Source organism: Pseudomonas sp. NMI760_13 (assembly GCF_021283245.1).
GTDB classification, from domain to species: Bacteria; Pseudomonadota; Gammaproteobacteria; order Pseudomonadales; family Pseudomonadaceae; genus Aquipseudomonas; species Aquipseudomonas peradeniyensis.
The window spans coordinates 124948-151884 of record NZ_JAJSRC010000004.1; the positions used below are offsets into that span (position 1 = coordinate 124948).

Annotated in this window: 25 protein-coding genes and 1 tRNA gene; 12 read left to right on the top strand and 14 right to left on the bottom strand. The window is 64.4% G+C overall.

Annotated elements, in window-relative coordinates:
• Window positions 1–84: 84 nt before the first annotated feature.
• From ppk2 to LU671_RS05995, 5 genes are all read right to left on the bottom strand, one after another.
• Entirely contained in the window at window positions 85–1095 is a 1011-nt protein-coding gene (ppk2, locus tag LU671_RS05975; protein ID WP_232855012.1) for a polyphosphate kinase 2, read from the bottom strand.
• A gap of 188 nt (window positions 1096–1283) precedes the next feature.
• Window positions 1284–1359: transfer RNA gene (locus LU671_RS05980), tRNA-Phe, on the bottom strand.
• 89 nt (window positions 1360–1448) lie between these two features.
• Complete coding sequence (locus LU671_RS05985; protein WP_110734368.1) at window positions 1449–1721, bottom strand: oxidative damage protection protein; 273 nt, start codon at window positions 1719–1721, stop codon at window positions 1449–1451.
• Window positions 1718–2785 (bottom strand): A/G-specific adenine glycosylase, encoded by a 1068-nt coding sequence (gene mutY / locus LU671_RS05990; protein ID WP_232855013.1) that lies wholly within the window; start codon window positions 2783–2785, stop codon window positions 1718–1720. The genes LU671_RS05985 and mutY overlap by 4 nt, the downstream gene beginning before the upstream one ends.
• A complete protein-coding gene (locus tag LU671_RS05995) occupies window positions 2782–5031 on the bottom strand; it encodes an AsmA family protein (protein ID WP_232855014.1) in 2250 nt (749 codons plus the stop codon). Before LU671_RS05995 ends, mutY begins: the two co-directional genes overlap by 4 nt.
• Before the next feature lie 436 nt (window positions 5032–5467).
• On the opposite strand from LU671_RS05995, the gene LU671_RS06000 reads away from it, so the two are divergent.
• The 6 genes from LU671_RS06000 (at window position 5468) to hisF (ending at window position 10420) form a co-directional block, all read left to right on the top strand.
• On the top strand, window positions 5468–7126 hold the full coding sequence (locus LU671_RS06000) for an OFA family MFS transporter (protein ID WP_203649679.1): 1659 nt from the start codon (window positions 5468–5470) through the stop codon (window positions 7124–7126).
• 255 nt (window positions 7127–7381) lie between these two features.
• Window positions 7382–7975 carry an imidazoleglycerol-phosphate dehydratase HisB gene (hisB, locus tag LU671_RS06005; RefSeq protein ID WP_028688464.1) on the top strand — a complete coding sequence of 198 codons (594 nt, stop codon included), beginning with the start codon at window positions 7382–7384 and terminating at the stop codon, window positions 7973–7975.
• A complete protein-coding gene (hisH, locus tag LU671_RS06010) occupies window positions 7976–8614 on the top strand; it encodes an imidazole glycerol phosphate synthase subunit HisH (RefSeq protein ID WP_203649682.1) in 639 nt (212 codons plus the stop codon).
• On the top strand, window positions 8615–8875 hold the full coding sequence (locus LU671_RS06015) for a DUF2164 domain-containing protein (RefSeq protein WP_016714500.1): 261 nt from the start codon (window positions 8615–8617) through the stop codon (window positions 8873–8875).
• A 27-nt stretch (window positions 8876–8902) separates the two neighbouring features.
• A complete protein-coding gene (gene hisA, locus LU671_RS06020) occupies window positions 8903–9640 on the top strand; it encodes a 1-(5-phosphoribosyl)-5-[(5-phosphoribosylamino)methylideneamino]imidazole-4-carboxamide isomerase (protein WP_232855015.1) in 738 nt (245 codons plus the stop codon).
• A gap of 9 nt (window positions 9641–9649) precedes the next feature.
• Window positions 9650–10420 (top strand): imidazole glycerol phosphate synthase subunit HisF, encoded by a 771-nt coding sequence (gene hisF, locus LU671_RS06025; protein WP_186521271.1) that lies wholly within the window; start codon window positions 9650–9652, stop codon window positions 10418–10420.
• Between the two features lie 132 nt (window positions 10421–10552).
• On the opposite strand, the gene choV is transcribed toward hisF, so the two are convergent.
• The 3 genes from choV to choX (LU671_RS06040) form a co-directional block, all read right to left on the bottom strand.
• A complete protein-coding gene (choV, locus tag LU671_RS06030; RefSeq protein ID WP_232855016.1) occupies window positions 10553–11731 on the bottom strand; it encodes a choline ABC transporter ATP-binding protein in 1179 nt (392 codons plus the stop codon).
• Window positions 11728–12576, bottom strand: a complete 849-nt coding sequence (gene choW, locus LU671_RS06035) for a choline ABC transporter permease subunit (RefSeq protein ID WP_232855097.1) — start codon at window positions 12574–12576, stop codon at window positions 11728–11730. The genes choV and choW overlap by 4 nt, the downstream gene beginning before the upstream one ends.
• A gap of 81 nt (window positions 12577–12657) precedes the next feature.
• Window positions 12658–13605, bottom strand: coding sequence for a choline ABC transporter substrate-binding protein (gene choX / locus LU671_RS06040; RefSeq protein ID WP_232855017.1), 948 nt, complete (start codon window positions 13603–13605; stop codon window positions 12658–12660).
• 444 nt (window positions 13606–14049) lie between these two features.
• Between choX (LU671_RS06040) and LU671_RS06045 the strand changes: the two genes are divergently transcribed.
• Together LU671_RS06045 and LU671_RS06050 are read left to right on the top strand one after the other, a co-directional pair.
• Window positions 14050–15426: an L-serine ammonia-lyase gene (locus tag LU671_RS06045; RefSeq protein ID WP_232855018.1), complete on the top strand. Its 1377-nt coding sequence runs from the start codon at window positions 14050–14052 to the stop codon at window positions 15424–15426.
• A 389-nt stretch (window positions 15427–15815) separates the two neighbouring features.
• A complete protein-coding gene (locus tag LU671_RS06050; protein WP_050703415.1) occupies window positions 15816–16922 on the top strand; it encodes a GlxA family transcriptional regulator in 1107 nt (368 codons plus the stop codon).
• Window positions 16923–17072: 150 nt separating this feature from the next.
• Here LU671_RS06050 and LU671_RS06055 read toward each other — a convergent pair whose 3' ends face one another.
• The 5 genes from LU671_RS06055 to choX (LU671_RS06075) all read right to left on the bottom strand — a co-directional run bounded on the left by LU671_RS06055 (window position 17073) and on the right by choX (LU671_RS06075) (window position 21304).
• On the bottom strand, window positions 17073–17330 hold the full coding sequence (locus LU671_RS06055; RefSeq protein ID WP_028688456.1) for a hypothetical protein: 258 nt from the start codon (window positions 17328–17330) through the stop codon (window positions 17073–17075).
• 372 nt (window positions 17331–17702) lie between these two features.
• Window positions 17703–18176 carry a thioesterase family protein gene (locus tag LU671_RS06060; RefSeq protein WP_203649712.1) on the bottom strand — a complete coding sequence of 158 codons (474 nt, stop codon included), beginning with the start codon at window positions 18174–18176 and terminating at the stop codon, window positions 17703–17705.
• A gap of 10 nt (window positions 18177–18186) precedes the next feature.
• On the bottom strand, window positions 18187–19152 hold the full coding sequence (locus LU671_RS06065) for an L-carnitine dehydrogenase (RefSeq protein WP_232855019.1): 966 nt from the start codon (window positions 19150–19152) through the stop codon (window positions 18187–18189).
• Between the two features lie 153 nt (window positions 19153–19305).
• Window positions 19306–20190: a 3-keto-5-aminohexanoate cleavage protein gene (locus LU671_RS06070; RefSeq protein ID WP_232855020.1), complete on the bottom strand. Its 885-nt coding sequence runs from the start codon at window positions 20188–20190 to the stop codon at window positions 19306–19308.
• A gap of 169 nt (window positions 20191–20359) precedes the next feature.
• Window positions 20360–21304: a choline ABC transporter substrate-binding protein gene (gene choX / locus LU671_RS06075; protein ID WP_232855021.1), complete on the bottom strand. Its 945-nt coding sequence runs from the start codon at window positions 21302–21304 to the stop codon at window positions 20360–20362.
• Window positions 21305–21448: 144 nt separating this feature from the next.
• Here choX (LU671_RS06075) and LU671_RS06080 point away from each other — a divergent pair, with 144 nt between their 5' ends.
• Entirely contained in the window at window positions 21449–22393 is a 945-nt protein-coding gene (locus LU671_RS06080; protein ID WP_203649726.1) for a GlxA family transcriptional regulator, read from the top strand.
• A gap of 136 nt (window positions 22394–22529) precedes the next feature.
• On the opposite strand, the gene LU671_RS06085 is transcribed toward LU671_RS06080, so the two are convergent.
• A complete protein-coding gene (locus tag LU671_RS06085; protein ID WP_203649728.1) occupies window positions 22530–22952 on the bottom strand; it encodes a lysozyme inhibitor LprI family protein in 423 nt (140 codons plus the stop codon).
• Window positions 22953–23238: 286 nt separating this feature from the next.
• On the opposite strand from LU671_RS06085, the gene LU671_RS06090 reads away from it, so the two are divergent.
• The 3 genes from LU671_RS06090 (at window position 23239) to dgcA (ending at window position 26901) form a co-directional block, all read left to right on the top strand.
• On the top strand, window positions 23239–24216 hold the full coding sequence (locus LU671_RS06090) for a dipeptidase (RefSeq protein ID WP_050703428.1): 978 nt from the start codon (window positions 23239–23241) through the stop codon (window positions 24214–24216).
• 78 nt (window positions 24217–24294) lie between these two features.
• Window positions 24295–24825, top strand: a complete 531-nt coding sequence (locus LU671_RS06095; RefSeq protein ID WP_203649730.1) for a DUF5943 domain-containing protein — start codon at window positions 24295–24297, stop codon at window positions 24823–24825.
• Window positions 24826–24840: 15 nt separating this feature from the next.
• A complete protein-coding gene (gene dgcA, locus LU671_RS06100; protein WP_232855022.1) occupies window positions 24841–26901 on the top strand; it encodes a dimethylglycine demethylation protein DgcA in 2061 nt (686 codons plus the stop codon).
• The last annotated feature ends 36 nt before the right edge of the window (window positions 26902–26937 follow it).

Below are 26937 nucleotides of genomic sequence, written 5' to 3' on the forward strand. Positions count from 1 at the left end.
CACCAGGCCGCTCCTACAGGGGGCGCGTATGATTTGTAGGAGCGGCCTTGCGCCGCGAAAGGGCTGCGCAGCAGCCCCAGCGATTCAGCCTGCCAGCACTGCCGGCTCATCCTCCTCGAACCCCCGCGAAGCCCGCCCGACCAGCAGCGGATCCGGCGCATGCGCCACGCTGTGGTCCTTGCCCGGATAATCCAGCGAATGCAGGAAGTGGCGAATGCAGTTGATCCGCGCCCGCTTCTTGTCGTCCGACTTGATCACCGTCCATGGCGCATCGGCGGTGTCGGTATGGAAGAACATCGCTTCCTTGGCCGCGGTGTAGTCCTCCCACTTGTCCAGCGACTTGATGTCGATGGGCGACAGCTTCCAGTGCTTGAGCGGATCGTCACGGCGCGAGATGAAGCGGCGCAACTGCTCCTCGCGGTTCACCGAGAACCAGAACTTGAACAGCAGGATGCCGCTGTTGCACAGCATGCGCTCCAGCTCCGGCGCCTGACGCATGAACTCCAGGTATTGCAGGGGCGAGCAGAAGTCCATGACCTTCTCGACCCCGGCGCGGTTGTACCAGGAGCGGTCGAAGAACACCATTTCACCGGCTGTGGGCAGGTGCTGGACATAGCGCTGGAAGTACCACTGCCCCTTCTCCTGCTCGGAGGGCTTCTCCAGTGCAACGATGCGCGCGCCGCGCGGGTTCAGGTGCTCCATGAAGCGCTTGATGGTGCCGCCCTTGCCGGCGGCGTCACGGCCCTCGAACAGCACGACGATGCGCTGGCCGGTTTCCTTCACCCAGTTCTGCACCTTGAGCAGCTCGATCTGCAGGTCATGCTTGGCCTTCTCGTAGTCCTGGCGGCGCATGCGCGTGCGGTAGGGGTAGTTGGCCGGCAGGCGGGCCGAGGTGCTGTCTTCGTTGCTGCCTTTGCGGGCATTGGCCACTTCCAGGGCGGCGGGCTGCTGGCTGACCTGGGTGATGGTCTCTTGCGCGGCGGTGCTGGTGGCCGGCTTGCGCTGGCGTGGGCGACGAGGGCGAGGGGCTGGCTTGGGGCTGCTGTCGGCCTCGGCGGGCGCTGGCAGGAGGAGGGTGGCGGATTCTTCGCTCATGGAGGTCCTTGCGGGGGTCGGTCGAATGTCCACCTTCCATCCTATGCAGGCGCGAAGGGAGGCATTTTGATATCGATCAACCAGGGGCGAAGGATTCCTGGGGTAAAACTGAAGACAACAAAAAACCCGCACTAGGCGGGTTTTTTGTGTCGCTTCGGGTAACTTTGCAACCACCAGAAGCTTGAAGGTGGTGCCCAGAGACGGAGTCGAACCGCCGACACGAGGATTTTCAATCCTCTGCTCTACCGACTGAGCTATCTGGGCGACGGGGTGAATTAAATAGATTTTCTCAGAGGCCGTCAACGACTTTTTCAAAAAAATTTAAATTAATTCCGTCGCTTACGATTCGTGGGTCAATTCGAGGGCGGAACGTAGCCTTCGGCCTGGGCGTAATCCTCACCGGCGAAGAACTTGTCCATCTCGGCCTGGATGAATTTGCGGTCCTCGGCATTCATCATGTTCAGGCGCTTCTCGTTGATCAGCATGGTCTGGTGGTCCTGCCACTCCTTCCAGGCCTTCTGCGAGATGTTTTCGAAGATGTCCTGGCCCTTGGCGCCGGGATAGGGCGGGCGGTCCAGGCCGGGGAGTTCTTCGTTGTACTTGCGGCACTTCACGGTGCGGGTCATGGCTTCTCTCCTGCAATCAATTCGTCGGCCGCGCGTTGCAGCAGCTTCTTGACCGGGGCGGCGAGGCCCAGGCGCGGCGGGGTGGCGAGGTTATACCAGAGCCAGTCGGGCTCGGCCACGTGCGAGCCGACGGGCTCGACACGCACCAGCCAGGGCTCGATGGCCAGCTGGAAATGGCTGAAGGTGTGGGTCAGACCGTCCAGGGCCTGGCTGGCGCTCAGGCGCAGGCCGTGCTGGTAGGCGAGGTCGTCGAGCTGTTCCAGGCTGTCCAGCTCCGGCAGGCTCCACAGGCCGCCCCACAGGCCGGTGGAGGGCCGGCGATAGAGCAGGATCGCGCCTTCGTGGTTGGTCAGCAGCGGCATCAGGGTCTTGCGCTGGGGCAGGGCCTTGCGCGGCTTGGGCTCGGGATAGCGGGTCTCCTCGCCGTGCAGGTGGGCTTCGCAGCCGCGCTGCAACGGGCAGATCAGGCAACTGGGCTTGCTGCGGGTGCACAGCGTGGCGCCCATGTCCATCATCGCCTGGGTGAAGTGGTTGACCCGGGTCATCGGTGTGAAGCGCTCGGCGGTGGCCCATAGCTGGTTGGCTACTTTCGGCTCGCCGGGGTAGCCTGCCTGCGCGGTAAAGCGGGCCAGCACGCGCTTGACGTTGCCGTCGAGGATCGGCGCGCGGATGCCCATGCTGATACTGGCGATGGCGCCTGCCGTGGAGCGCCCGATGCCGGGCAATTCGGTGAGTTGCTCGACGCTGCGCGGGAACTCGCCGCCATGCTGCTCGACGACGATCTTCGCGGCTTTTTGCAGGTTACGGGCGCGGGTGTAGTAGCCCAGGCCCGTCCACAGGTGCAGCACCTCGTCCTCCGGCGCCTCGGCCAGGGCCTGCACGGTCGGCAGGGCCTGCATGAAACGGTCGAAGTAGTTGAGCACGGTGCTGACTTGCGTCTGCTGCAGCATGATTTCGGAGACCCACACCCGATACGGGTTGATGCCCTGTTGCCAGGGCAGGTCGTGGCGGCCGTGCTGGTCGTACCAGTCCAGCACGGCGCTGGAGAACTGCTGGGGGCTCATCGTTTGAACAGCCCCTTGAGCGCATCTTTGAGTTCCGGGCTCACCTTGTCTCCGAGTTTCTCTTCGAGTTTTTCATCGATCTTGTCCTTCAGGCGGTTGCCGGCCAGCTTCGCGGCGACCTTGCCCAGGCCGTCCTGGTCCAGGCGACAGGCCTTGGCGCCCAGCTCCAGCGGGCCACGGCAGCGCAGCGGCACTTCGACGCCGGTAAAGCGCTCGTTGACCTGGCAAGCCGGGTCGGGCATGGCGCGCTGGTCGCCCTCGACGATCACGCCGACGTTGTAGTCCATGCCCAGTACGCGCAGGTCGAGGTCGCCATGGCCATTGACGGTCAGGCCCGGGATGCGCGCCTTGAGGTCCGGGTTGCTGGCCACGCCGTTGCGCACCACCAGGCTGCCGCGCAGCTCCTGGAACGGTGTGTCCTTGCCCCGCTGTTCGCCGCTGAGCTGCTTGCGGTTGAGGGTGGCGATGGCCTGGCACAGTTGCTGTTCCAGGTTGGCGTTGACCAGCACGCCGTCGTTGATGGTGAAGCTGGCGTTGCCGTTGAGCGTATCGACCAGGGCCTTCTGGCTGTTGCCGGTGGCGGTGAGGTCGCTGTTCAGGGTCAGCAGGCCCTTGACCGGCGGCGCCTGGTCCGGGCTTTCGCGCTTGATGAAGTGCTCCACCGGCACGCGATTGATCTTGGTGTTCACGCCGATCTGCGGCACGGCGGGGCGCACATCGACAGTGCCCTTGGCCTCGAAGGTGCCGTTGTACAGGCCGCCGCGCAGGGTCTGCAGGGTGACCAGGCCGGCCTGGCCGCTGGCGGTCAGCTGTGCGTCGCTGATCGGCAGTTTGTCCAGGGTCAGCGCGCCGAACGACAGGTCGGCCTGCAGGTCCAGGGCGCGCAGGCGGTCGACCGGCAACAGCTTGTCGTTGCTCCAGGCCACCTGGGTCGGTGCGTCGGGCAGCGGTGTGGTGCCCGCGCCAGCGACGGCGGTGGCCTCCTGCTGCTTGACCTCGGCCTGGCGTGCCGCCGTGGCGCCCTTGGCCTGTTCGCTTTTGGCCGGCAGGTAGCGATCGGCGTTGAACGTGTCGGCTTTGAGGCGCACACGCAACGCTTGCTTGGCGAAATCGTCCACGGCGACACGGCCGGTGAAGGTGCTGTCGTCCAGCTTCACTGCCAGGTCTTCCAGGGCCAGGCTGCTCTGCGTGCCCTGCAGGCGGGTGACCAGCTCCAGTTTCTTGAACGCCGCCGAGTCGGCGGTGGCCGGCAGCGGGTGGCCGATGCCGTCGAGGAAGGTGCGCAGGTCGAACTGGGCGATGGACAGGCCGCCGCTGACCTGCGGGGCCTTGTCCAGATCACGCACGTTCAGCTCGCCCAGGGCGCGCAGCTGGTTGGCCGAGACCTTCAGGCCGCTCCAGGACGCGACATTGGCCGCCAGGTCGACCAGCACCTGCCCTTGGGCGACGAAGGTCAGGGTCTTGCCGGCCAGCGGCTCGCCCGAGGTCTCGCCGGACAGGCGCATGTCTTCCAGGTTGTAGCGCTTGAGCTTGCGGTCGAAGCGCAGCTCGCCGGTCAGCTCGGTGCGCGCCTTGATGTTCGGCTGGCTGGCACTGAGGAAGGCGCTGGCCTTTAGCGCGATGTTCGCGCCTTCGTGCACGGGGCCGGTGCTCAGCTGGATGCTTTCGGCGCCGTAGGTCTGCCCGGCCTTCTCGTCGGTGTAGAGCACGCGGGCGTTGTTGACGGTCAGGCTGTCGATATCAAGCTTGACCGAACGTTCGCTGGCCTCTGGTTTGGCGGGTACGGTGTCCGACGCCTCGGCGGGCGTGCTGGCAGGTGCGCCGGCGACGGTCGGCTGCGGCAGTGGCTTGCCGATGTCTTCCCAGTTGCCGTGACCATTGGCGTCGCGGGTCAGGGTCAGGTTGAGGCCTTCGACCCGCACATCGCTCATCTGCACTTCGCGGCGCAGCAGCGGCAGCACGCGCACCGACAGGCCGAGCATCTGCAGGTCGGCGAACGGCACCTTGGGGTTGTTCAGCGTGGCGATGCTCGCCTCGTGCAGCTCCAGGCCCAGCCAGGGGAACAGGCTCCAGCCGATGTCGCCGTTGAGGGTCAGCTCCACATGGGCCTTGTCGCGGGCCAGCTTGCGGATTTCGTCTTTGTAGTCGTTGGGATCGAAGAGGTGGCTCAGGGCGAAGCCCAGCGCCACGATGATCAGCAACAACCCGAGAAGCCCCAGCCCCAGGATTTTGCCGAACGCTTTCATGGGCGAGTCCTTGTAGTCCGATTTAGAAATTCAGCGGCGAGTATAGCGCCGTGGCACTTGGCTCTGCGTATCCGACATTTCGACAGTGGCAATGGCGACAGTTCATTTATTGCCTGCTCGGGCCTTATCGCGGGGCAAGCCCGCTCCCACGCATGACCGAGAGCGGCATGGACTTGCGTGGGAGCGGGCTTGCCCCGCGATGAGGCCCGAACAGGCGACACAACCTCACCTGAATACACGAAATACCGATTCAGCTAGCGAAAAAAACACGATATCAGATTGCTTTCATGTCACCCCCTGCTGGTAATCTTGCGCCCGCCCGTGGAGCCCCCGCGACCCATTGTCGCGGGGTGCCAGCCCAAGCGGCCGGGCTGCCTTGCGTGCAGCCAAAGCAGAGCCGTCCACGCGCACAGCCCACCTACAAAAGGAACAATCCATGAACAGCAGTATCACGGCGGGGGCGGCGGCAAGCGCGCCGGGCTTCCTGTCGAAGGAGCGCATCATCGCCCGCCCGGGCTTCAACCGCTGGCTGGTGCCGCCGGCGGCCCTGGCGATCCACCTGTGCATTGGCATGGCCTATGGCTTCTCGGTGTTCTGGTTGCCGCTGTCCCAGGCCCTGGGTGTCAGCGCGCCAGTGGCATGCGCCGCTGACATGGGCTTCATCGCCCGTCTGTTCAGCGCCGAGTGCGACTGGCCGATTTCCATGCTCAGCTGGATCTACACCCTGTTCTTCGTGTTCCTCGGCTGCTCGGCCGCAGTGCTCGGCGGCTGGCTGGAACACGCCGGCCCGCGCAAGGCCGGCCTGGTATCGGCACTGTGCTGGTGCGGCGGCCTGCTGATCTCGGCGATCGGCGTGAAGACCCACCAGCTGTGGCTGATGTGGCTGGGCTCGGGGGTGATCGGCGGGATCGGCCTGGGGCTGGGCTACATCTCGCCGGTGTCGACGCTGATCAAGTGGTTCCCGGACAAGCGCGGCATGGCCACCGGCATGGCGATCATGGGCTTTGGCGGGGGTGCCATGGTGGGCGCGCCGCTGGCCACCGCGCTGATGGGCCATTTCTCCAGCCCGACCGAAGTGGGCGTATGGCAGAGCTTCGTCGCCATGGCCGCGATCTACTTCGTGTTCATGACCGCTGGCGCCCTGGCCTACCGCGTGCCGCCGACCGGCTGGAAGCCTGAGGGCTGGACGCCGCCGGCGAAGAAGGCCAACGCCATGGTCACCGACCGTCACGTGCACGTCAGCGTGGCCTGGAAGACCCCGCAATTTGCCTTGGTGTGGTTGGTGCTGTGCCTGAACGTGTCGGCCGGTATCGGCATTCTCGGCATGGCCTCGCCGCTGCTGCAGGAAGTGTTCGCCGGCAAGCTGCTGGGCAACGAGTTGACCTTCAGCGAGCTGAACGCCGCGCAGCTGGCGCAGATTGCCGCCATTGCCGCCGGCTTCACCGGCCTTTTGAGCCTGTTCAACATCGGCGGACGCTTCTTCTGGGCGTCGTTCTCCGACTACATCGGCCGCAAGAACACCTACTTCGCCTTCTTCGCCCTGGGCGTGGGCCTCTACAGCCTGGTGCCGAACATGGGGCACATCGGCAACGTGGCGCTGTTCGTGGCGGCGTTCTGCATCATCCTGTCGATGTATGGCGGCGGCTTCGCCACCGTGCCGGCGTACCTGGCCGACCTGTTCGGCACGCAGATGGTCGGCGCCATCCATGGTCGCCTGCTGACTGCCTGGGCGGCGGCCGGCGTGCTCGGTCCTGTACTGATCACCTACCTGCGCGAGGCGCAGCTGGCGGCGGGGGTGGAGCGGGCCGCGGCCTACGACATGACCCTGTACATCCTCGCCGGCCTGCTGGTGCTGGGCTTCATCTGCAACATGCTGGTGCGGCCGGTGGCGGACAAGTACTTCATGACCGATGCCGAACTGGCTGCCGAGCGGGCGCTGAGCCATGACAAAGGTGTCGATTCGGCACGCTCACTGGAGTGGCATGCGGCGCCGGGCAGTCTGCCATTGGTGCTGCTGGCCTGGGCGGTGGTGGTGATTCCGCTGGGCTGGGGGGTTTGGATCACCTTGCAGAAGACGGCGGTACTGTTTCACTGATTGAGATCGTCGGGGGCGCCTTGCGCCCCTTTCGCGGCACAAGGCCGCTCCTAAAGAGGTGCGCGGTGCCATTGTAGGAGCGGCCTTGTGCCGCGAAAGGGCTGCAACGCAGCCCCGGGGCTCGGTTGTATAGACCTGTAGACCCGTCCCGCCCCCGTAATTACTAGCCTTGCCATATGTCATCCGCGTTTCAAGCCGGCGCATTCTGGGCCTATAATGGAGCCCTTTTCGCCCAATGATTTTGCGGAGCTGGTGATGGTCGAACGTAAGGCTTCCGTCGAGCGCAATACCCTGGAAACCCAGGTCAAGTGCTCGATCAACCTCGATGGCAGCGGCAAGGCCCGATTTGAAATCGGCGTGCCTTTCCTTGAACACATGCTCGACCAGATCGCCCGACATGGGCTGATCGACCTGGACATCGAGTGCAAGGGCGACCTGCATATCGACGATCACCATACCGTCGAGGACGTCGGCATCACCCTGGGCATGGCGTTCGCCCAGGCCATTGGCGACAAGAAAGGCATCTTCCGCTACGGCCATGCCTATGTGCCGCTGGACGAAGCGCTGTCGCGCGTGGTCATCGATTTCTCCGGCCGGCCGGGCCTGCAGATGCATGTGCCCTACACCCGCGCCACCGTCGGCGGCTTCGATGTCGACCTGTTCCAGGAGTTCTTCCAGGGCTTCGTCAACCACGCCCTGGTGACCCTGCACATCGACAACCTGCGTGGCCACAACACCCACCACCAGATCGAGACCGTGTTCAAGGCCTTCGGCCGCGCGCTGCGCATGGCCGTTACCCTCGACGAGCGCATGGCCGGGCAGATGCCGTCCACCAAAGGGTGCCTGTAAATGCAGACGGTAGCCGTAATCGACTATGGCATGGGCAACCTGCACTCGGTGGCCAAGGCACTGGAGCACGTGGGCGCCGGCAAGGTGCTGGTGACCAGCGACGCCGCGGTGATTCGTGAGGCCGACCGCGTGGTGTTTCCCGGCGTCGGCGCGATCCGCGACTGCATGGCCGAGATCCGCCGCCTGGGCTTCGACAGCCTGGTCCGCGAGGTCAGCCAGGATCGCCCGTTCCTCGGCATCTGTGTCGGCATGCAGGCGCTGCTCGACCACAGCGAAGAGAACGAAGGCGTCGACTGCATCGGCCTGTTCCCAGGCCAGGTACGCTTCTTCGGTAAAGACCTGAAGGAAGACGGCGAGCACCTGAAGGTGCCGCACATGGGCTGGAACGAGGTCGGCCAGACCAATGACCACCCGTTGTGGCACGACATCCCCGACCGGGCGCGTTTCTACTTCGTGCACAGCTACTACATCAACGCCGGCAAGCCAGGCCAGGTGGTCGGTCGCGGCCACTATGGCGTCGATTTCGCCGCCGCGCTGGCCGATGGCTCACGCTTTGCCGTGCAGTTCCACCCGGAGAAGAGCCATACCCATGGCCTGCAGCTGCTGCAGAACTTCGTCGCCTGGGACGGGCGCTGGTAAATGAGCCGATCGAAGACCAAGGCCCCCGTCATCACGCTGGCCCCGGAGCAGGAGCGCGACGCGCTCGACACGCTCAAGCGCTTCCTCGAAGACCGCTTCGAGCTGCAGCTGGGGTCGTTCGAGGTGGCCGAGGTCCTCGAGCTGTTCAGCAAGGAAATTGCACCCCATTACTACAACAGGGCGATTGCCGATGTTCAGCTGCACCTCAAGGAGCGGTTCGAGAGCATCGAAAGCGACCTGTGGGCGCTCGAGAAGCCCTGAACCCAACGAACAAGACAGGTTGCCAAGATGCTGATTATCCCCGCTATCGATCTCAAGGACGGTGCCTGCGTACGCCTGCGCCAAGGCCGCATGGAAGACTCCACCGTATTCTCCGACGACCCGGTGAGCATGGCCGCCAAATGGGTCGAGGGTGGCTGCCGTCGCCTGCACCTGGTCGATCTGAACGGCGCCTTCGAAGGCCAGCCGGTCAATGGTGAGGTGGTCACCGCCATCGCCCGGCGCTACCCGAACCTGCCGATCCAGATCGGCGGCGGCATCCGCTCGCTGGAAACCATCGAGCACTACGTCAAGGCCGGCGTCAGCCACGTGATCATCGGCACCAAGGCGGTCAAGCAGCCCGAGTTCGTCGCCGAAGCCTGCAAGGCCTTCCCGGGCAAGGTCATCGTCGGCCTGGATGCCAAGGACGGCTTCGTCGCCACCGACGGCTGGGCCGAAGTGAGCTCGGTGCAGGTCATCGACCTGGCCAAGCGTTTCGAGGCTGATGGTGTGTCGTCGATCGTCTACACCGACATCGCCAAGGACGGCATGATGCAGGGCTGCAACGTGCCGTTCACCAAGGCCCTGGCCGAAGCCACCCGCATTCCGGTAATCGCCTCCGGTGGCATCCACAACCTGGGTGACATCAAGGCCCTGCTGGACGCGAAAGCCCCTGGCATCATCGGCGCCATCACCGGCCGCGCGATCTACGAAGGCACCCTCGACGTCGCCGAGGCCCAGGCCTTCTGCGACAACTACCAAGGCTGAGGAACGACCATGGCATTGGCCAAGCGCATCATCCCTTGCCTGGACGTGGATAACGGCCGGGTGGTCAAGGGCGTCAAGTTCGAGAACATCCGCGATGCCGGCGACCCGGTGGAGATCGCCCGCCGCTACAACGAGCAGGGCGCGGACGAGATCACCTTCCTGGATATCACCGCCAGCGTCGATGGCCGTGACACCACCCTGCATACCGTCGAGCGCATGGCCAGCCAGGTGTTCATCCCGCTGACCGTGGGCGGCGGCGTGCGTACCGTGCAGGACATCCGCAACCTGCTCAACGCCGGTGCCGACAAGGTCTCGATCAACACCGCCGCGGTATTCAACCCGGAGTTCGTGGGTGAGGCGGCGGACCGTTTCGGTTCGCAGTGCATCGTTGTCGCCATCGATGCCAAGAAAGTGTCCGGGCCCGGTGAAACGCCGCGCTGGGAAATCTTCACCCACGGTGGGCGCAAGCCGACCGGGCTGGATGCTGTCGAGTGGGCGAAGAAGATGGAAGGGCTGGGTGCCGGCGAGATCCTGCTGACCAGCATGGACCAGGATGGTATGAAGAACGGGTTCGACCTGGGGGTTACCCGGGCGATCAGCGATGCGCTGGGGATTCCGGTGATTGCCTCGGGTGGGGTGGGTAACCTGCAGCACCTGGCTGACGGGATTCTGCAAGGGCATGCCAGCGCGGTGCTGGCGGCCAGTATCTTCCACTTTGGCGAGTACACGGTGCCGGAGGCGAAGGCCTATATGGCTTCGCGTGGGATTGTCGTTCGCTGAATTTTCAGGCGATGTGAGCAAACGTGGGAGCGGCGGTGCGCCGATGCGACTTGCCCCGCGATGCGATGGGACATTCACCATCGCATCGCGGGGCAAGCCCGCTCCCACGTTGTCATCCAACCGGCGTTCGCGTCACCCGTGATTCTTGCCGAGCAACGCGTGATACAGCTCGGTATCCCCCAGAATCCCCACCACCTTGTCGTTGTCCTGCAGCACCAGCTTGTTGCCGGTCTGGTAACGAATCCGCAGCGCCTCGCGCATGCCGATATCGGCGTGCACCACGGTCGGCCTGCGCTCCAGCAGCTCCACATCCTGCCCCGGTGCCCAGTTCTGCATGTCCAGCCCGTTCTGGCCCTGGCGTGCACGCTTCAGCGCGCCACCTTCGCCCAGGTCCAGCCACGAATCGATACCCGGGTCCAGGCACACCGAGCCATTGACCCGCTTGCAGTTGTCCAGGCTACGCATCAGGCTGCGGCCACACAACACGTTCAGCGGGTTGGTGTGGGCAACGAAGGTACGCACGTATTCGTCGGCCGGGTTGAGCACGATCTCCTCCGGCTTGCTGTACTGAATGATCCGCCCGTCTTTCATGATCGCGATGCGGCTACCCAGTTTCAGGGCCTCGTCCAGGTCGTGGCTGACGAACACGATGGTCTTGCTCAGCTTGGCCTGCAGGCCCAGCAGCTCGTCTTGCAGGCCCTGGCGGATCAGCGGGTCCAGTGCCGAGAACGGTTCGTCCATCAGCAGGATGTCGGCATCCATGGCCAACGCCCGGGCCAGGCCCACGCGTTGCTGCATGCCGCCAGACAGCTCGTCCGGCTTCTTGTTGCGCCACTGGGTCAGGCCCACCAGCTCAAGCTTCTCGTCCACCAGCTTGCGCCGTTCCTTTTCCGGGCGCCCCTGCATTTCCAGGCCAAAGCTGATGTTCTCGCGCACGGTCAGCCAAGGCATCAGGGCGAACTTCTGGAACACCATGGCGATGCGCTTGGTGCGCATCATCTTCAGCTCGGCGGGGGTGCAGTGGGCAATGTCGATGTGCTTGCCTTCGTGCTCGACGAACAGCTTGCCGCGGCTGACGGTGTTCAGGCCGTTGATGCAGCGCAGCAGGCTCGACTTGCCCGAGCCGGACAAGCCCATCAGCACGCAGATCTCGCCCTTGTTGATATCCAGGTTGGCCTTTTCGACGCCCACCACCAAACCGGTCTGCTTGAGGATCTGCTCGCGGGTCTTGCCTTGGTCCAGCAGCGACAGCGCTTCGCGTGGCTTGTTGGAGAAGATGACGTCGACGTCTTCGAAACGAATGATGCTCATGCCTCACCCCTTACCGGCAGTTCCGGTTGCTTGCAGATACGGTCGAGCATGATCGCCAGCAGCACGATCGCCAGGCCCGCTTCGAAGCCCAGGGAGATATCAGCGGTGTTCAGTGCGTTGACCACAGGTTTGCCCAGGCCGTCAGCGCCGACCAGGGCGGCGATTACCACCATCGACAGCGACAGCATGATGCACTGGGTGACGCCGGCAGCGATGCTTGGCATGGCGTGCGGCAGTTCGATGCGGGTGAGCAGCTGGCGGCGCGAGCAGCCAAACGCCTTGCCCGCGTCCATCAGCTCTTGCGGCACATCGCAGATGCCCAGGTAGGTGAGGCGGATAGGCGCGGCGATGGCGAACACCACGGTAGAGATCAGCCCCGGTACCACGCCCAGGCCAAACAGGGTCAGGGTTGGGATCAGGTAGACGAAGGTGGGCACGGTCTGCATCAGGTCCAGCACCGGGCGCATGGCGGTATAGAACATCGGCTTGTGCGCGGCGAGGATGCCCAGCGGCACGCCGATGACAACGCACACCACCGTGGCGAAGGTGACCTGCGCCAGGGTTTCCATGGTTTCCTGCCAGTAGCCCAGGTTGAGGATGAGCAGGAACGACAAGGCGACGAAGACGGTGAGCGCCCACTTGCGCTGGATCAGGTGCGCGAGGGCGGCGAACAGGGCGATGAGCACGAACGGGTTGAACCAGGTCAGGGCGCTGGTGACCCCATGGATCATGAATTCCAGGCCTGCGGCGATGGCGTCGAAGTAGCTGGCGCCGTTCTGGGTCAACCATTCGACGAATGAGGCGATGTACTGCCCCAGGGGTATTTTCTGATCGATAAGCATGATAGCGAGCTTCCACCTGCAAAGATTGAAATCAGTCCGGGGCGGGCACGGTCCCGCCCCGCGGTGTTGCCATTGCGTCTTGCGTTATTGCGTCAGTTTGGCCTTGGCCGCCTCGAGGCCGGGTTTGCCGTCCACGGTGCTTACGCCGGCCAGCCAGGCATCCAGCTTGCCGGGGTTGTCCTTGAGCCACTTCTTGGCCGCCGCCTCGGGTTTCATCTTGTCGTCCAGGACATAGCCCATCATGGTGCTTTCATCCTTGAGCTCGAACGACAGGTTCTTCAGCAGCTGGCCGACGTTGGCGCATTCCTGCGCATAGCCCTTGCGGGTGTTGGTGAGCACGGTGGCCTTGCCGAAATCGGGACCGAAATAGGCGTCCCCGCCGGTCAGGTACTGCATCTTGAAGCGGGTGTTCATCGGGTGTGGTTCCCAACCGAGGAACACGATCGCCTCGTCGCGCTTCTGCGCCCGGTCGACCTGGGCGAGCATGCCGGCCTCGCTGGACTGCACGATCTGGAAACCGGCGTCCTTCAGGCCGAAGGCGTTGTCGTCGATCATCTTCTGGATGGTGCGGTTGCCGTCGTTGCCCGGTTCGATGCCGTAGATCTTGCCCTTGAGGTCCTGCTTGAACTTGGGCAGGTCGGCGAAGTCCTTCAGACCCTTGTCATACAGGGCCTGGGGCACGGCCAGGGTGTACTTGGCGTTCTCCAGGTTGGCGCGCACGGTCTCGACAGTGCCGGCGTCGCGGTACTGCTTGATGTCGTTCTCCATGGTCGGCATCCAGTTGCCGAGAAACACGTCCAGGTCCTTGCCGGTGGCCAGCGACTTGTAGGTCACCGGTACCGAGATCATGGTGGTGTGGGTCTTGTAGCCCAGGGCTTGGAGCACGACGCTGGTGGTCGCGGTGGTGACCGTGATGTCGGTCCAGCCGACATCCGAGAAACGCACCGTTTGACACTGCTCGGGTTCGGCGGCCTGGGCCAGCAGCGGAGCGGACAGCAACGCGACCAGCAACAGCGAGGGTGAACCTTTCATGGATGGACTCCTGTGATTTTATCTTCGGGTTCGCGTGGGTCGCCGGGCGTTCTCAGGGCTCCGGTCGACCAGGCCTGCAGAGGGCAGGATGCGAGGCCGTGCAATACGAGTCGCTTTCGATAATCCTCCAGCGTTCGGCAATCGCCTACTGGTGGCGTCGTATCCAGTACAGGACGGGTCGCATCCAGTACGGACGATGTCGCAACTGGATTTTTCCACCCCCCGGCCTCGGTTTTTACGGCGTCCCGGCGCTGGAAAACGGCGCACGCAGGGCCGGTGCAGTGGCGGCGCTGCTGGACAAAAGTACGTCGGTTGCAGACGGCGAGGGGGTGGGCAAAAGCCCGATGATGCGAGCATTCCAAGGCGGCTCGAGCTTTCAGCCTAGCAGTTGCGCAAGGCGGTGTTCGGCGCTGCGAGACAAGCCCATCAAGAGGTGATGCGACAATGGCCATCAGCGTGTTCGACCTGTTCAAGATCGGTGTCGGGCCTTCCAGCTCACACACCGTCGGCCCCATGCGCGCCGGCGCGCTGTTCGTCCAGGGGCTGCGCGAACGCGGCGAGCTGGAGCGGGTTCGGCGCATCGAGGTGCGGCTGTATGGCTCGCTGTCGGCCACCGGCGTCGGCCACGGCACCGACAACGCCACGATCATGGGCCTGATGGGCGAATGGCCCGACGCCATCGACCCCAGCCAGATCACCCCACGCATCGCCGACCTGCGCGAAACCCGCGTGCTCAAGCTCGACAATCGCTTGCCCATCGAGTTTGTCTGGGGCCGCGACATGCTGCTGCTGGACGAGAACCTGCCGTATCACCCCAACGCCATGACCCTGATCGCCGAAGGCGAGGGCGGCGAGCTGCACCGCGACACTTACTACTCGGTGGGCGGCGGCTTCGTGGTCGATGCCGGCCAGGCCGCCAGTGGCGTGCTGGACGCCGACCAGACCGTGCTGCCCTATGACTTCAACAGCGCGGCCGAACTGCTGCAGCTGTGCAGGCAAAACGACCTGAGCGTGTCGCAATTGATGCTGGTCAACGAGAAGGTCTGGCGCAACGAAGCAGAGATCCGCGCCGGCCTGATCAGGCTCTGGAATGCCATGCAGGAGTGCGTGAACAACGGCCTCAAGCACGAGGGCATCTTGCCTGGCGGGTTGAATGTGCGCCGTCGCGCCGCCCGCCTGCACCGCAGCCTGCAAGAGCTGGGCAAGCCCAATGTGATCGGCTCGACCATGAGCGCCATGGAATGGGTCAACCTCTACGCCCTGGCGGTCAACGAGGAGAACGCCGCCGGCGGGCGCATGGTCACCGCGCCCACCAACGGCGCGGCCGGGATCATTCCGGCGGTGCTGCACTACTACATGCGTTTCTCCGATGTGGTGGACGAATCCAACGTGGTGGACTTCTTCCTCGGCGCGGCGGCGGTGGGCATCCTGTGCAAGAAGAACGCCTCGATCTCCGGCGCCGAGGTCGGTTGCCAGGGCGAGGTCGGTTCGGCCTGCGCCATGGCCGCGGCGGGCCTGGCCGAAGTGCTGGGCGCGACGCCCGCGCAGTTGGAAAATGCCGCCGAGATCGCCCTGGAGCACAACCTCGGGCTGACCTGCGACCCGGTCGGCGGCCTGGTCCAGGTGCCGTGCATCGAGCGCAACGCCATCGCCGCGGTGAAGGCGATCAACGCCGTGCAGATGGCCCTGCGCGGCGATGGCGAGCACTTCATCTCCCTCGACCAGGTGATCCGCACCATGCGCGACACCGGCGCCGACATGCACGACAAGTACAAGGAAACCTCGCGCGGCGGCCTTGCGGTCAGCGTCATCGAGTGCTGATGCGCCGTTCTGGCCCACGCCTGACCGATGCGCCACATTCTGGCGCATCGGTTGTCATCTACCGGCCGTCGCCTGTCGTTACCAGCAGGGTCATTGTCGGTGACACTCAAGTCTGTCGCATCTGGGCAACCTTCCCACAAGTGCTACCGAATTGCTCAGCGGTGACGCGCAGGGGCGCTGGCGCGCCCGTTTGCGTTTGACCTGACGCTCATCCCCCGGCCCGCTGGAAGGCGCATGCCGACGTCGTTTTTGGGTTTTATTGGATGAGCGTTCAATTTCAGGCATGCCATTTGCGTTGAGATTGGCAAAGCCCCTGCATACGAAACGGGGCCATTACAAGAACAGTGCTCGCCTGAGGCACACCCTGCATTGTGTGAGGAGAAATCGCGATGACGTCGTACACCTCCGGGAACCCAACCCAGAACCGCACAGCACCCCAGTCCATCGGCTTTCTCCTGCTGGACAACTTCACCCTCATCTCCCTGGCCTCGGCCGTCGAACCCCTGCGCATGGCCAACCAGCTGTCCGGTCGCGAGCTGTACCGCTGGCACACGCTGACCGTCGACGGTGGCCAGGTATGGGCCAGTGATGGCCTGCAGATCACCCCGGACGCGGCGATGCACAACGCACCGCCCATGGACACGGTGATCGTCTGCGGCGGCGTGGGCATCCAGCGCACCGTCACCCGCGAGCACGTCACCTGGCTGCAGGCCCAGGCCCGCCAGTCGCGCCGCCTGGGCGCGGTGTGCACCGGCAGCTGGGCGCTGGCCTGCGCCGGCCTGCTCGACGGCTTCGACTGCAGCGTGCACTGGGAATGCCTGGCGGCGATGCAGGAAGCCTACCCCCGGGTGAACATGAGCACCCGCCTGTTCACCCTCGACCGCAACCGCTTCACCAGCTCCGGCGGCACCGCGCCGCTGGACATGATGCTGCACCTGATCAGCCGCGATCATGGCCGCGAGCTGTCGGCGGCGATCTCCGAGATGTTCGTCTACGAGCGCATCCGCAACGAGCAGGACCACCAGCGCGTGCCGCTCAAGCACATGCTCGGGACCAATCAGCCGAAGCTGCAGGAAATCGTCGCGCTGATGGAAGCCAACCTCGAGGAGCCGATCGACCTGGACGAATTGGCGGTGTACGTGGCGGTGTCGCGGCGTCAGCTCGAGCGCCTGTTCCAGAAGTACCTGCACTGCTCGCCGTCGCGCTACTACCTCAAGCTGCGCCTGATCCGTGCCCGGCAGTTGCTCAAGCAGACGCCGATGTCGATCATCGAGGTGGCGTCGGTGTGCGGGTTCGTGTCCACGCCGCACTTCTCCAAGTGCTACCGCGAGTACTTTGGCATCCCGCCGCGTGACGAGCGCGTGGGTTCGAACACCACCCAGCAGGTGGCGATGATGCCGATTCCGCAGGCCATGGCCCTGTCGCCGCACAGCGGGCCGATGGCGGCGCTGAGTCAGGCGCGTAATGAGTCGACCTTTGCCAGCGTGCGCCTGTAGCTGAAAACTGGCCCCCTGTAGGAGCGGCCTTGTGCCGCGAAAGGGCTGCAAAGCAGCCCCAGCAATCTAGGCATCAACGCTAAGCTCCTGGGGCTGCTGCGCAGCCCTTTCGCGGCACAAGGCCGCTCCTACAAAGGGCCAGTCAGTGCTTCAGGCGCGCTTGTTGAACTGCGCCAACGCCGGCAGAAGCTGCTTGTCGATGGCTTGGCGCACGGCCGGCAGGATCGTCGCGCTGCCGGTGTACATCTGCTCGACCATGCCCTTCAGGGCCCGCGCATTGGGCTCGGTCAGCCCGCGTATCACCACCTCGCAGGCCTGCTCGGCGCTGGCGCCGGCCGGAATGTCGAAACCCCGCGAGCGCAGTTGGCCCAGCAGGTCGTCCTGGTCGATCAAGTCCGCATGCATCATGACTAATGTCCTTCGCCGCTGTTGTTTGTCATCGATTCTGTGTCCGACGCGCCAGGGCGGCAAGGGCGGATTGTCGCGATGGCCGCTTTGGCTAAGAACAGGTCGTTTACGGCTAAATCGAGCGTACTGGAAGGCTGCACACTGAAGTCATTCACGGCACCGAGGGTTTGGTCACCCTCACTGCATGCACAGTGGATGTTGCTCGCTCTTGGCCCCGGATGCTCACGGCTTTCCGGGGTTGTTTTTTTGAGAGCGGTGGGGGCTGCTGCGCAGCCCTTTCGCGGCACAAGGCCGCTCCTACAGAGGTTACGCAAACCCGCTGTAGGAGCGGCCTTGTGCCGCGAATGGGGCGCAAAGCGCCCCCAGGATCTGTCAGCCAGCAGGTAACCCCAGCACGCGCCCGACAAACTGTGGTGCCTGCAGATCACGCTGCTCATCCATCAAGCCCTGCAGCAGCGCAACACTGTGCTCCCCAAACGGCGCCGACTTCGGCCCCGCCAGATCCACATGCAGCAGCATCTGTTCACTGGCCGCCAAGGCCTCGTCGAACCCCTCCCGGTGCAGGCTGTGGTACAGATGCAGGCGCTTCCTGTCGAAGCCGATGACCTGCGTCTGCACCCACACCTCGGTATCGAGCTTCACCTCGTGCAGGTAGTTGATGTGTGCCTCCAGGGTGAACAGCGAATGCCCGCTCTGGCCACGAGCATCGGCGTCCAGGCCGATGCGCTCCATCAGCGCATCGGTGGCGTAGCTGAAGATCAGCAGGTAATAGGCATCGCGCAGGTGGCCGTTGTAGTCGACCCATTCCGGCAACACCCGGGTACGGTAGGTGATCAGGGCGGGCATCGTGTTCTCCTCAGTCGCCGAAGGCCATGCCGTGACTGGCTTTGCTGGAACTGACCGCCTCCAGCACCGCCAGCAGGGTGTCATCACGATAGCGCTCCAGCGCGGCGATGCTGCGTTCACCCAACTGCTCCGAGGTACCTTCCACCACATCGTCGATCAGCTTGTCGGTCAGCTCCGGTGCCGGCAGGTAAGTCCAGGGCAGCTTGAGCGCCGGGCCGAACTGGGCCATGAAGTGGCGCATGCCGGCGTCGCCACCGGCCAGGGTGTAGGTAAGGAAGGTGCCCATGAACGACCAGCGCAGGCCTGCGCCGAAGCGGATCGCGTCGTCGATCTCGCCGGTGCTGGCGACGCCATCGTTGACCAGGTGCAAGGCCTCGCGCCAGAGCGCTTCGAGCAGGCGGTCGGCGATAAAGCCGGGGACTTCCTTGCGTACATGCAGCGGGCGCATGCCCAACGCGGTGTAGATGGTTTTCGCCGCTTCGATGGCGTCGGGGCTGGTATTGCGGCCGCCGACGATCTCCACCAGTGGCAGCAGGTACACCGGGTTGAACGGGTGCCCCACCACGCAGCGCTCAGGGTGGGTGGCGGACTCGTAGAACTCGCTGGGCAGCAGGCCCGAGGTGCTGGAACCGATGATTGCATTCGGCTTGGCGGCGGCGCTGATTTTCGCGTGCAGGTCGAGCTTGAGGTCCAGGCGTTCGGGCGCGCTCTCCTGGATGAAATCGGCGTCGCGCACGCATTCTTCGATGGTGGCGACGAAGGTCAGGCGATCCTGCGCGGCGCCGGGCGCCAGGCCCTGCTTCTGCAGGGCTGGCCAGGCGTTGGCGATGCGCTTGCGCAGCGCGGCCTCGGCGCCGGGTGCCGGGTCCCAGGCAACCACGTCCAGGCCATGGGCCAGGGCACGGGCGACCCAGCCGCTGCCGATCACGCCGCTACCCAGGGCGGCGAAGGTCTTGATCTCGGTGATGAAAGGCATATCTGGCTCCTGCGGAACGATGTTCAATGATGTGTCGTGCACGCGTGGGAGCGGGCTTGGCCCGCGATCACCGGCCAAGCCGGTGCCATCCGGCACGGTGCCTGTTTCGCGGGGCAAGCCCGCTCCCACAAGATCCCCATGATCTGCGGGGGCTCAGCGACGCCTGAGGTTCATCTTTTCCCGGCCTTCGGCCGGGGTAAGCACGCGGGCACCCATGCGGGTGATGATTTCCGCAGCCCGTTCCACCAGTTGACCGTTGCTGGCCAGCACGCCGCGGTCCAGATACAGGTTGTCCTCAAGCCCCACCCGCACGTTGCCGCCGAGCAGCACCGCCTGGGCGGCCATGGGCATCTGCATGCGGCCGATGCCGAAGCCGGCCCAGGTCACGTCGGCGGGCAGGTTGTCGACCATGGCTTTCATGGTGGTGGTGTCGGCCGGCGCGCCCCAGGGAATGCCCAGGCACAGCTGGAATAGCGGGTCGTCCAGCAGGCCTTCCTTGATCATTTGCTTGGCGAACCACAGGTGGCCGGTGTCGAAGATCTCCAGCTCGGCCTTCACGCCCAGTTCGGTAATGCGTTTTGCACCTGCGCGCAGCTGGGCCGGGGTGGAGACGTAGATGGCGTTACCATCGCCGAAATTGAGGGTGCCGCAGTCGAGGGTGCAGATTTCCGGCAGCAGCGCCTCGACGTGGGCCAGGCGCTCCAATGGGCCGATCAGGTCGGTGCCTGGTCCGAACTCCATGGGCGACTCGCCGGGGCCGATCTCCAGGTCGCCGCCCATGCCGGCGGTGAGGTTGACGATGATGTCGATGTCAGCCTCGCGGATGCGCTCCATCACTTCGCGGTAGAGGTTGACGTCGCGGCTGAAGCGGCCGGTCTGCGGATCGCGAACGTGGCAGTGGACTACGGTGGCGCCGGCCTTGGCGGCTTCCACGGCGGATTCGGCGATCTGTTTCGGGGTGACCGGGACCAGGTGGCTCTTGGCGACCGTGTCGCCGGCGCCGGTGAGGGCGCAGGTGATGATGACGTCGTGGTTCATGGTGGATTCCTGGTAATGATTTGGGCGATAGATTTCTGTAGGAGCGGCCTTGTGCCGCGAAATGGCCGCAAAGCGGCCACAGAAGCTCAGCAGCGCCACATAAATCCTGGGGCTGCCGCGCAGCCCTTTCGCGGCACAAGGCCGCTCCTACAGCGACCGGGTTGACTGGTCAGTTGGCAGTGAGCTTGAGGTTGTCCGCGGCGGGCTTGCCATCGAAGGTCGTTACCCCGTCAAGCCAGCGGGCCTTGTCCTCGGGATGGTCTTTCAGCCACTGGCGGGCGGACTCCAGCGCGTCCTTGTGATCGAGCAGCGGCTGCATCATCCGGCTCTCGTCCTCGGCGCTGAAGCTGAGGTTGGCCAGCAGGCGGTGGGCGTTGGGGCAGCGTTCGGCATAGTCCGGCGCGGTCACCGTCCACACCGTGGCGCGGCCTTCGTCCGGGCCCAGGGCATCCTGGCTGTCGCCGAGGTAGACCATGTCGATGTTCACGTTCATCGGGTGCGGCGCCCAGCCGAAGAACACCACCGCCTCCTTGCGCCGTACCGCGCGATCCACCGCGGCAAGCATGCCGGCCTCGCTCGACTCGACCAGCTGGAACTTGCCCAGGTCGAACTGGTTCTTGCTGATCATCGCCTTGATCTGGGTATTGGCGCCGGAGCCCGGCTCGATGCCGTAGATCTTGCCGCCCAGTTCCTTCTGGAACTTGTGGATGTCGGCGAACGTCTTCAGGCCCTTGTCGGCCAGGTATTTCGGCACGGCCAGGGTGGCGCGGGCGTCTTCCAGGCTGGGCTTGTCGAGGACCTTGACCTGCTTGGCCTGGATGAACGGGGTGATGGTCTGGGTCATGATCGGGTTCCAGTACCCGAGGAACATGTCCAGGCGCTTGTCGCGGATGCCAGCGAAGATGATCTGCTGCGAGGCGCTGGTCTGCTTGGTCTGGTAGCCCAGGCCATCGAGCAGCACCTGGGCCATGGCGCTGGTGGCGATCACGTCGGTCCAGTTGACCACGCCCAGGCGCACGTCCTTGCAGACGGCGGGTTCGGCGGCGAACAGGGGAGCGGCTACGGTGGTGCTGAGCGCGAGGGACAACAGGCTGCGGCGGATAAAGCGTTGCATGGTGGCTCTCCATCGGCAGTGCATATTGTTATGGGTCCGGCCTCTGCGGGCCGTGAGAACACGCTACGCTGCCAGCAGGGTGGAAAATCGCACCCTGGCGACCAACACTTGCACGGAGGCGACCACCTTTGCGCGGAGCATGCGATGCCGGAAACCATAGACTTCCTGTTGCTACCCGGCTTTTCCGCCATGGGTTTCATCAGTGCCATCGAGCCGTTGCGCGTGGCCAATCGCTTCCGTGGCCCGTTGTACCGCTGGCGTGTACTGAGCCTGGACGGTGGCGCGGTAGAGGCCAGCAACGGCATGTCGGTGAATGCCGACGGCGCGCTGGGGGAGGGTGGGCATGGGCGACTGTTGCTGCTGGTGGCCGGCTTCGAGCCACTGGCGTGCTATGGGTCGGCGCTGCAACAGACGCTGCGCCGCCTCGACCATGAAGGCGTGGTGCTCGGGGGCATCGACACGGGCGCGATGGTGCTGGCCGAGGCCGGCCTGCTCGACGGTCACCGGGCGACCCTGCACTGGGAGGCGCTGGAGGCGTTCAAGGAGCGCTATCCACGCCTGCAGGCGACCCAGGAGCTGTTCGAGATCGACCGCAGGCGCATCACCTGTGCCGGCGGCACGGCCTCCATCGACCTGATGCTCGACCTGATCGCCCAGGCCCACGGCAGCGAGCTGGCGGTGCAGGTTTCCGAGCAGTTTGTGCTAGGGCGCATCCGTCCGCGCCAGGACCACCAGCGCATGGAGATCGCCACGCGCTACGGGCTGCGCAACAAGAAGCTGGTGAAGGTGATCGGTGAGATGGAGCGCAATACCGAGCTGCCGCTCAACACCCAGGTGCTGGCCGATGGCGTGCAGGTGACCCGGCGTCAGTTGGAGCGGCTGTTTCGCTTGTACCTGGACGACACGCCCAGTGGTTTCTACCTGCGGCTGCGGCTGGACAAGGCCCGCCAGTTGCTGCGCCAGACCGACATGAGCGTGCTGGAGGTGGCGGTGGCGTGCGGATTCGAGTCGGCGTCGTATTTCACCCGCTGCTATCGGACGCGGTTCGAGCGGTGTCCGCGGGAGGATCGACTGGCCAAGGTAGTTTGAGACCGGGCCCAGGACCTTTGTAGGAGCGGCCTCGTGCCGCGAAAGGGGTGCGAAGCGCCCCCATGAATCGTGCATCAAGCTGATATTGCCAGGGCCGCTTCGCGGCCCTTTCGCGGCACGAGGCCGCTCCTACAGGTTAAAACGGCACAACGCGGTGTTCCTGTTGACCAATGGTCTGCAGATACTCCGACCGCTCATCGCTACGCTGCGCTACACAGGTGTTCCATGCCGCCTCGAACGCCTTGCTGCCTGGCTTTTCGGCATAGGTCTCGACCTTGCAGTCGGCATCGCGCAATTGCGCCCACAGCTTCTCGGCTGCCTCCATACGCCCGGTCAGCGCACCGGCCTTGTCGCTTTCGTCGGCGTACTGGTCGCGGATGCGTTGCATCAAGTCATCGTAGGCAGCCTTCAGCTCGCGCTCGGCGGTCTGCTTGTTGTAGGCCGCGCAGGCATAGCCCTGCTGGTCGCTCTCGACGTTGTCGCAGGGCGTGCTTTCTTCTTCGGCGGCCTGAGCGCCGCACGCGACGGCCAGCAGGACCAGCCATGCCATTGATTTCATCCGTTTTCTCCTGAACAGGCTGACGAATCGCCGGGATTCTCGCTCAGCCTCGGGCGCGGCGATAGCTCCCTGACGAAATGTTCATCAAAGGCTTGCAAAGGCAGTTGTCGAGACTGGCTCTCATCTGCGAGGCGCAGGCCAGAGCGTGCCCTGTCGGGCTTTGACGCTTTCGGCAAACCCCCTGTCGTTTTTGCATCGGGGCGCCTTGGGCGGCAGGCATATGCTGGCCCCAAAGCGCCGGCACAAGGTTCGGCGCATGCAGACTTCAATAAAAGGGGACAGCCTGATGAGCCCAGCCGAACTTCACGCCGACAGCATCGTCATCGACGGCCTGATCATTGCCAAATGGAACCGCGAGCTGTTCGAGGACATGCGCAAGGGCGGGCTGACCGCGGCCAACTGCACGGTCTCGGTGTGGGAGGGCTTCAAGGCCACCGTCGACAATATCGCGTCCAGCCAGAAGCTGATCCGCGACAACAGCGACCTGGTGATGCCGGTGCGCACCACCGCCGACATCCGCAAGGCCAAGGAGCTGGGCAAGACCGGCATCCTTTTCGGCTTCCAGAACGCCCATGCGTTCGAGGACCAGATCGCCTATGTCGACGTGTTCAAGCAACTGGGCGTGGGCATCGTGCAGATGTGCTACAACACCCAGAACCTGGTGGGCACCGGTTGCTACGAGCGTGATGGTGGCCTGTCGGGCTTCGGCCGCGAGATCGTCGCCGAGATGAACCGCGTCGGCATCATGTGCGACCTGTCCCACGTCGGCTCCAAGACCTCCGAAGAAGTCATCCTCGAGTCGAAGAAGCCGGTCTGCTATTCCCACTGCCTGCCATCGGGCCTCAAAGAACACCCACGCAACAAGTCCGACGCGGAGCTGAAGTTCATTGCCGACCACGGCGGCTTCGTCGGCGTGACCATGTTCGCGCCGTTCCTCGCCAAGGGCATCGACTCGACCATCGACGACTACGCCGAGGCCATCGAGTACACCATGAATATCGTCGGCGAGGATGCCATCGGCATCGGCACCGACTTCACCCAGGGCCACGGCCAGGACTTCTTCGAGTACCTGACCCACGACAAGGGCTACGCCCGGCGCCTGACCAACTTCGGCAAGATCATCAACCCGCTGGGTATCCGTACCGTCGGCGAGTTCCCCAACCTGACCGAAACCCTGCTAAAGCGCGGCCACTCCGAACGCGTGGTGCGCAAGATCATGGGCGAGAACTGGGTCAGCATCCTCAAGGATGTGTGGGGCGAATAAAGCCGCTCTCCAAGCCTGAAAGCCCCTGCCAGCAACGCCGGGGCATCCAAACAAAAAATTTTATGGAGTTGAGTTTCCATGGCCAAGATCGCCCCGCAATTGCCAATCGAAGTCGACAGCGAGACCGGTGTCTGGACCAGCGACGCCCTGCCGATGCTCTATGTGCCACGGCATTTCTTCGTCAACAACCACATGGGCATCGAGGAGGTGCTGGGCGCCGACGCCTACGCCGAGATCCTCTACAAGGCGGGCTACAAGTCGGCCTGGCACTGGTGTGAAAAAGAAGCCGAATGCCATGGCCTGGAAGGCGTGGCGGTGTTCGAGCACTACATGAAGCGTCTGTCCCAGCGTGGCTGGGGCCTGTTCGAGATCCAGGACATCGACCTGGACAAAGGCACTTGCAGCGTGAAGCTGAAACACTCGGCGTTCGTGTACGTGTACGGCAAGGTTGGGCGCAAGGTCGATTACATGTTCACCGGCTGGTTCGCCGGTGCAATGGACCAGATTCTCGCTGCCCGCGGCAGCAAGATCCGCACTGTGGCCGAGCAGGTCTATGGCGGGTCGGAAGAAGGCCACGAAGATGGCCTGTTCGTTACAAAGCCGTTGTAAGCCGGAGATAGCGTCATGGCCTTCGAAGCAATGTTCCAGCCGATCCAGATCGGCAAGCTGACCGTCCGCAACCGTGTGCTCAGCACCGCGCACGCCGAGGTCTACGCCACCGACGGCGGCATGACCACCGACCGCTACGTGAAGTACTACGAAGAGAAGGCCAAGGGCGGCATCGGCCTGGCCATCTGCGGCGGCTCGTCGGTGGTGGCCATCGACAGCCCGCAGGAGTGGTGGTCGTCGGTGAACCTGTCCACCGACCGCATCATCCCGCACTTCCAGAACCTCGCCGACGCCATGCACAAGCATGGCGCCAAGATCATGATCCAGATTACCCACATGGGCCGTCGCTCGCGCTGGGACGGCTTCAACTGGCCGACCCTGATGTCGCCGTCGGGCATTCGCGAACCGGTGCACCGCGCCACCTGCAAGACCATCGAGGTGGAGGAGATCTGGCGGGTGATCGGCAACTACGCGCAAGCGGCGCGTCGTGCCAAGGAGGGCGGCCTGGATGGTGTCGAGCTGTCGGCCGTGCACCAGCACATGATCGACCAGTTCTGGAGCCCACGGGTCAACAAGCGTACCGACGAGTGGGGCGGCACCTTCGAAGGCCGCATGAAATTTGGCCTGGAAGTGCTCAAGGCCGTGCGCAAGGAAGTCGGTGACGACTTCTGCGTGGGCATGCGCATCTGCGGCGACGAGTTCCACCCCGATGGCCTGAGCCACGAGGACATGAAGCAGATCGCCGCCTACTACGACGCCACCGGCATGCTCGATTTCATCGGCGTGGTCGGCTCGGGCTGCGACACCCACAACACCCTGGCCAACGTCATCCCCAACATGAGCTACCCGCCGGAGCCCTTCCTGCACCTGGCGGCCGGCATCAAGGAAGTGGTCAAGGTCCCGGTGCTGCACGCGCAGAACATCAAGGACCCGAACCAGGCCACGCGCATCCTGGAGGGCGGCTACGTCGACATGGTCGGCATGACCCGTGCGCACATCGCCGACCCGCACCTGATCGCCAAGATCAAGATGGGCCAGGTCGACCAGATCAAGCAGTGCGTCGGTGCCAACTACTGCATCGACCGTCAGTACCAGGGCCTGGATGTGCTGTGCATCCAGAACGCCGCGACCTCCCGTGAATACATGGGCGTGCCGCACATCATCGAGAAATCCACCGGGCCGAAGCGCAAGGTGGTGGTGGTTGGCGCAGGCCCGGCCGGCATGGAGGCGGCCCGCGTCGCCGCCGAGCGTGGCCACGACGTCACCGTGTTCGAGAAGAAAGACCAGATCGGCGGGCAGATCACCATCGCCGCCAAGGCGCCGCAGCGCGACCAGATCGCCGGCATCACCCGCTGGTACCAGCTGGAGTTCGCCCGCCTCAAGGTCGACCTGCGCCTGGGGACCGCCGCGGATGTGGACACCATCCAGGACCTGCGCCCGGACATCATCGTGCTGGCGGTGGGCGGCCATTCGTTCCTCGAGCAGAACGAGCACTGGGGTGCCGCCGAAGGGCTGGTGGTGAGCAGCTGGGATGTGCTGGATGGCAAGGTGGCGCCGGGCAAGAACGTGCTGGTGTACGACACCATCTGCGAGTTCACCGGCATGTCGGTGGCCGACTTCATCGCCGACAAGGGCAGCCAGGTCGAGATCGTCACCGACGACATCAAGCCGGGCGTGGCCATGGGCGGCACGAGCTTCCCGACCTACTACCGCAGCATGTACCCCAAGGAAGTGATCATGACCGGCGACATGATGCTGGAAAAGGTCTATCGCGAGGGCGACAAGCTGGTGGCGGTGCTCGAGAACGAGTACACCGGCGCCAAGGAAGAGCGCGTGGTCGATCAGGTGGTGGTGGAGAACGGTGTGCGGCCTGACGAGCAGCTGTACTACGCGCTCAAGGACGGCTCGCGCAACAAGGGCCAGATCGACGTGGAGGCGCTGTTCGCCATCAAGCCGCAGCCGATCCTCAGCCAGCCGGGCGAGGGTTACCTGCTGTATCGCATCGGTGACTGCGTGGCCCAGCGCAACGTGCATGCGGCGATCTATGACGCCTTGCGCTTGTGCAAGGACTTCTGATCGCACCGCCTCTCTAGAGGCGGGATTGGCCCCCTG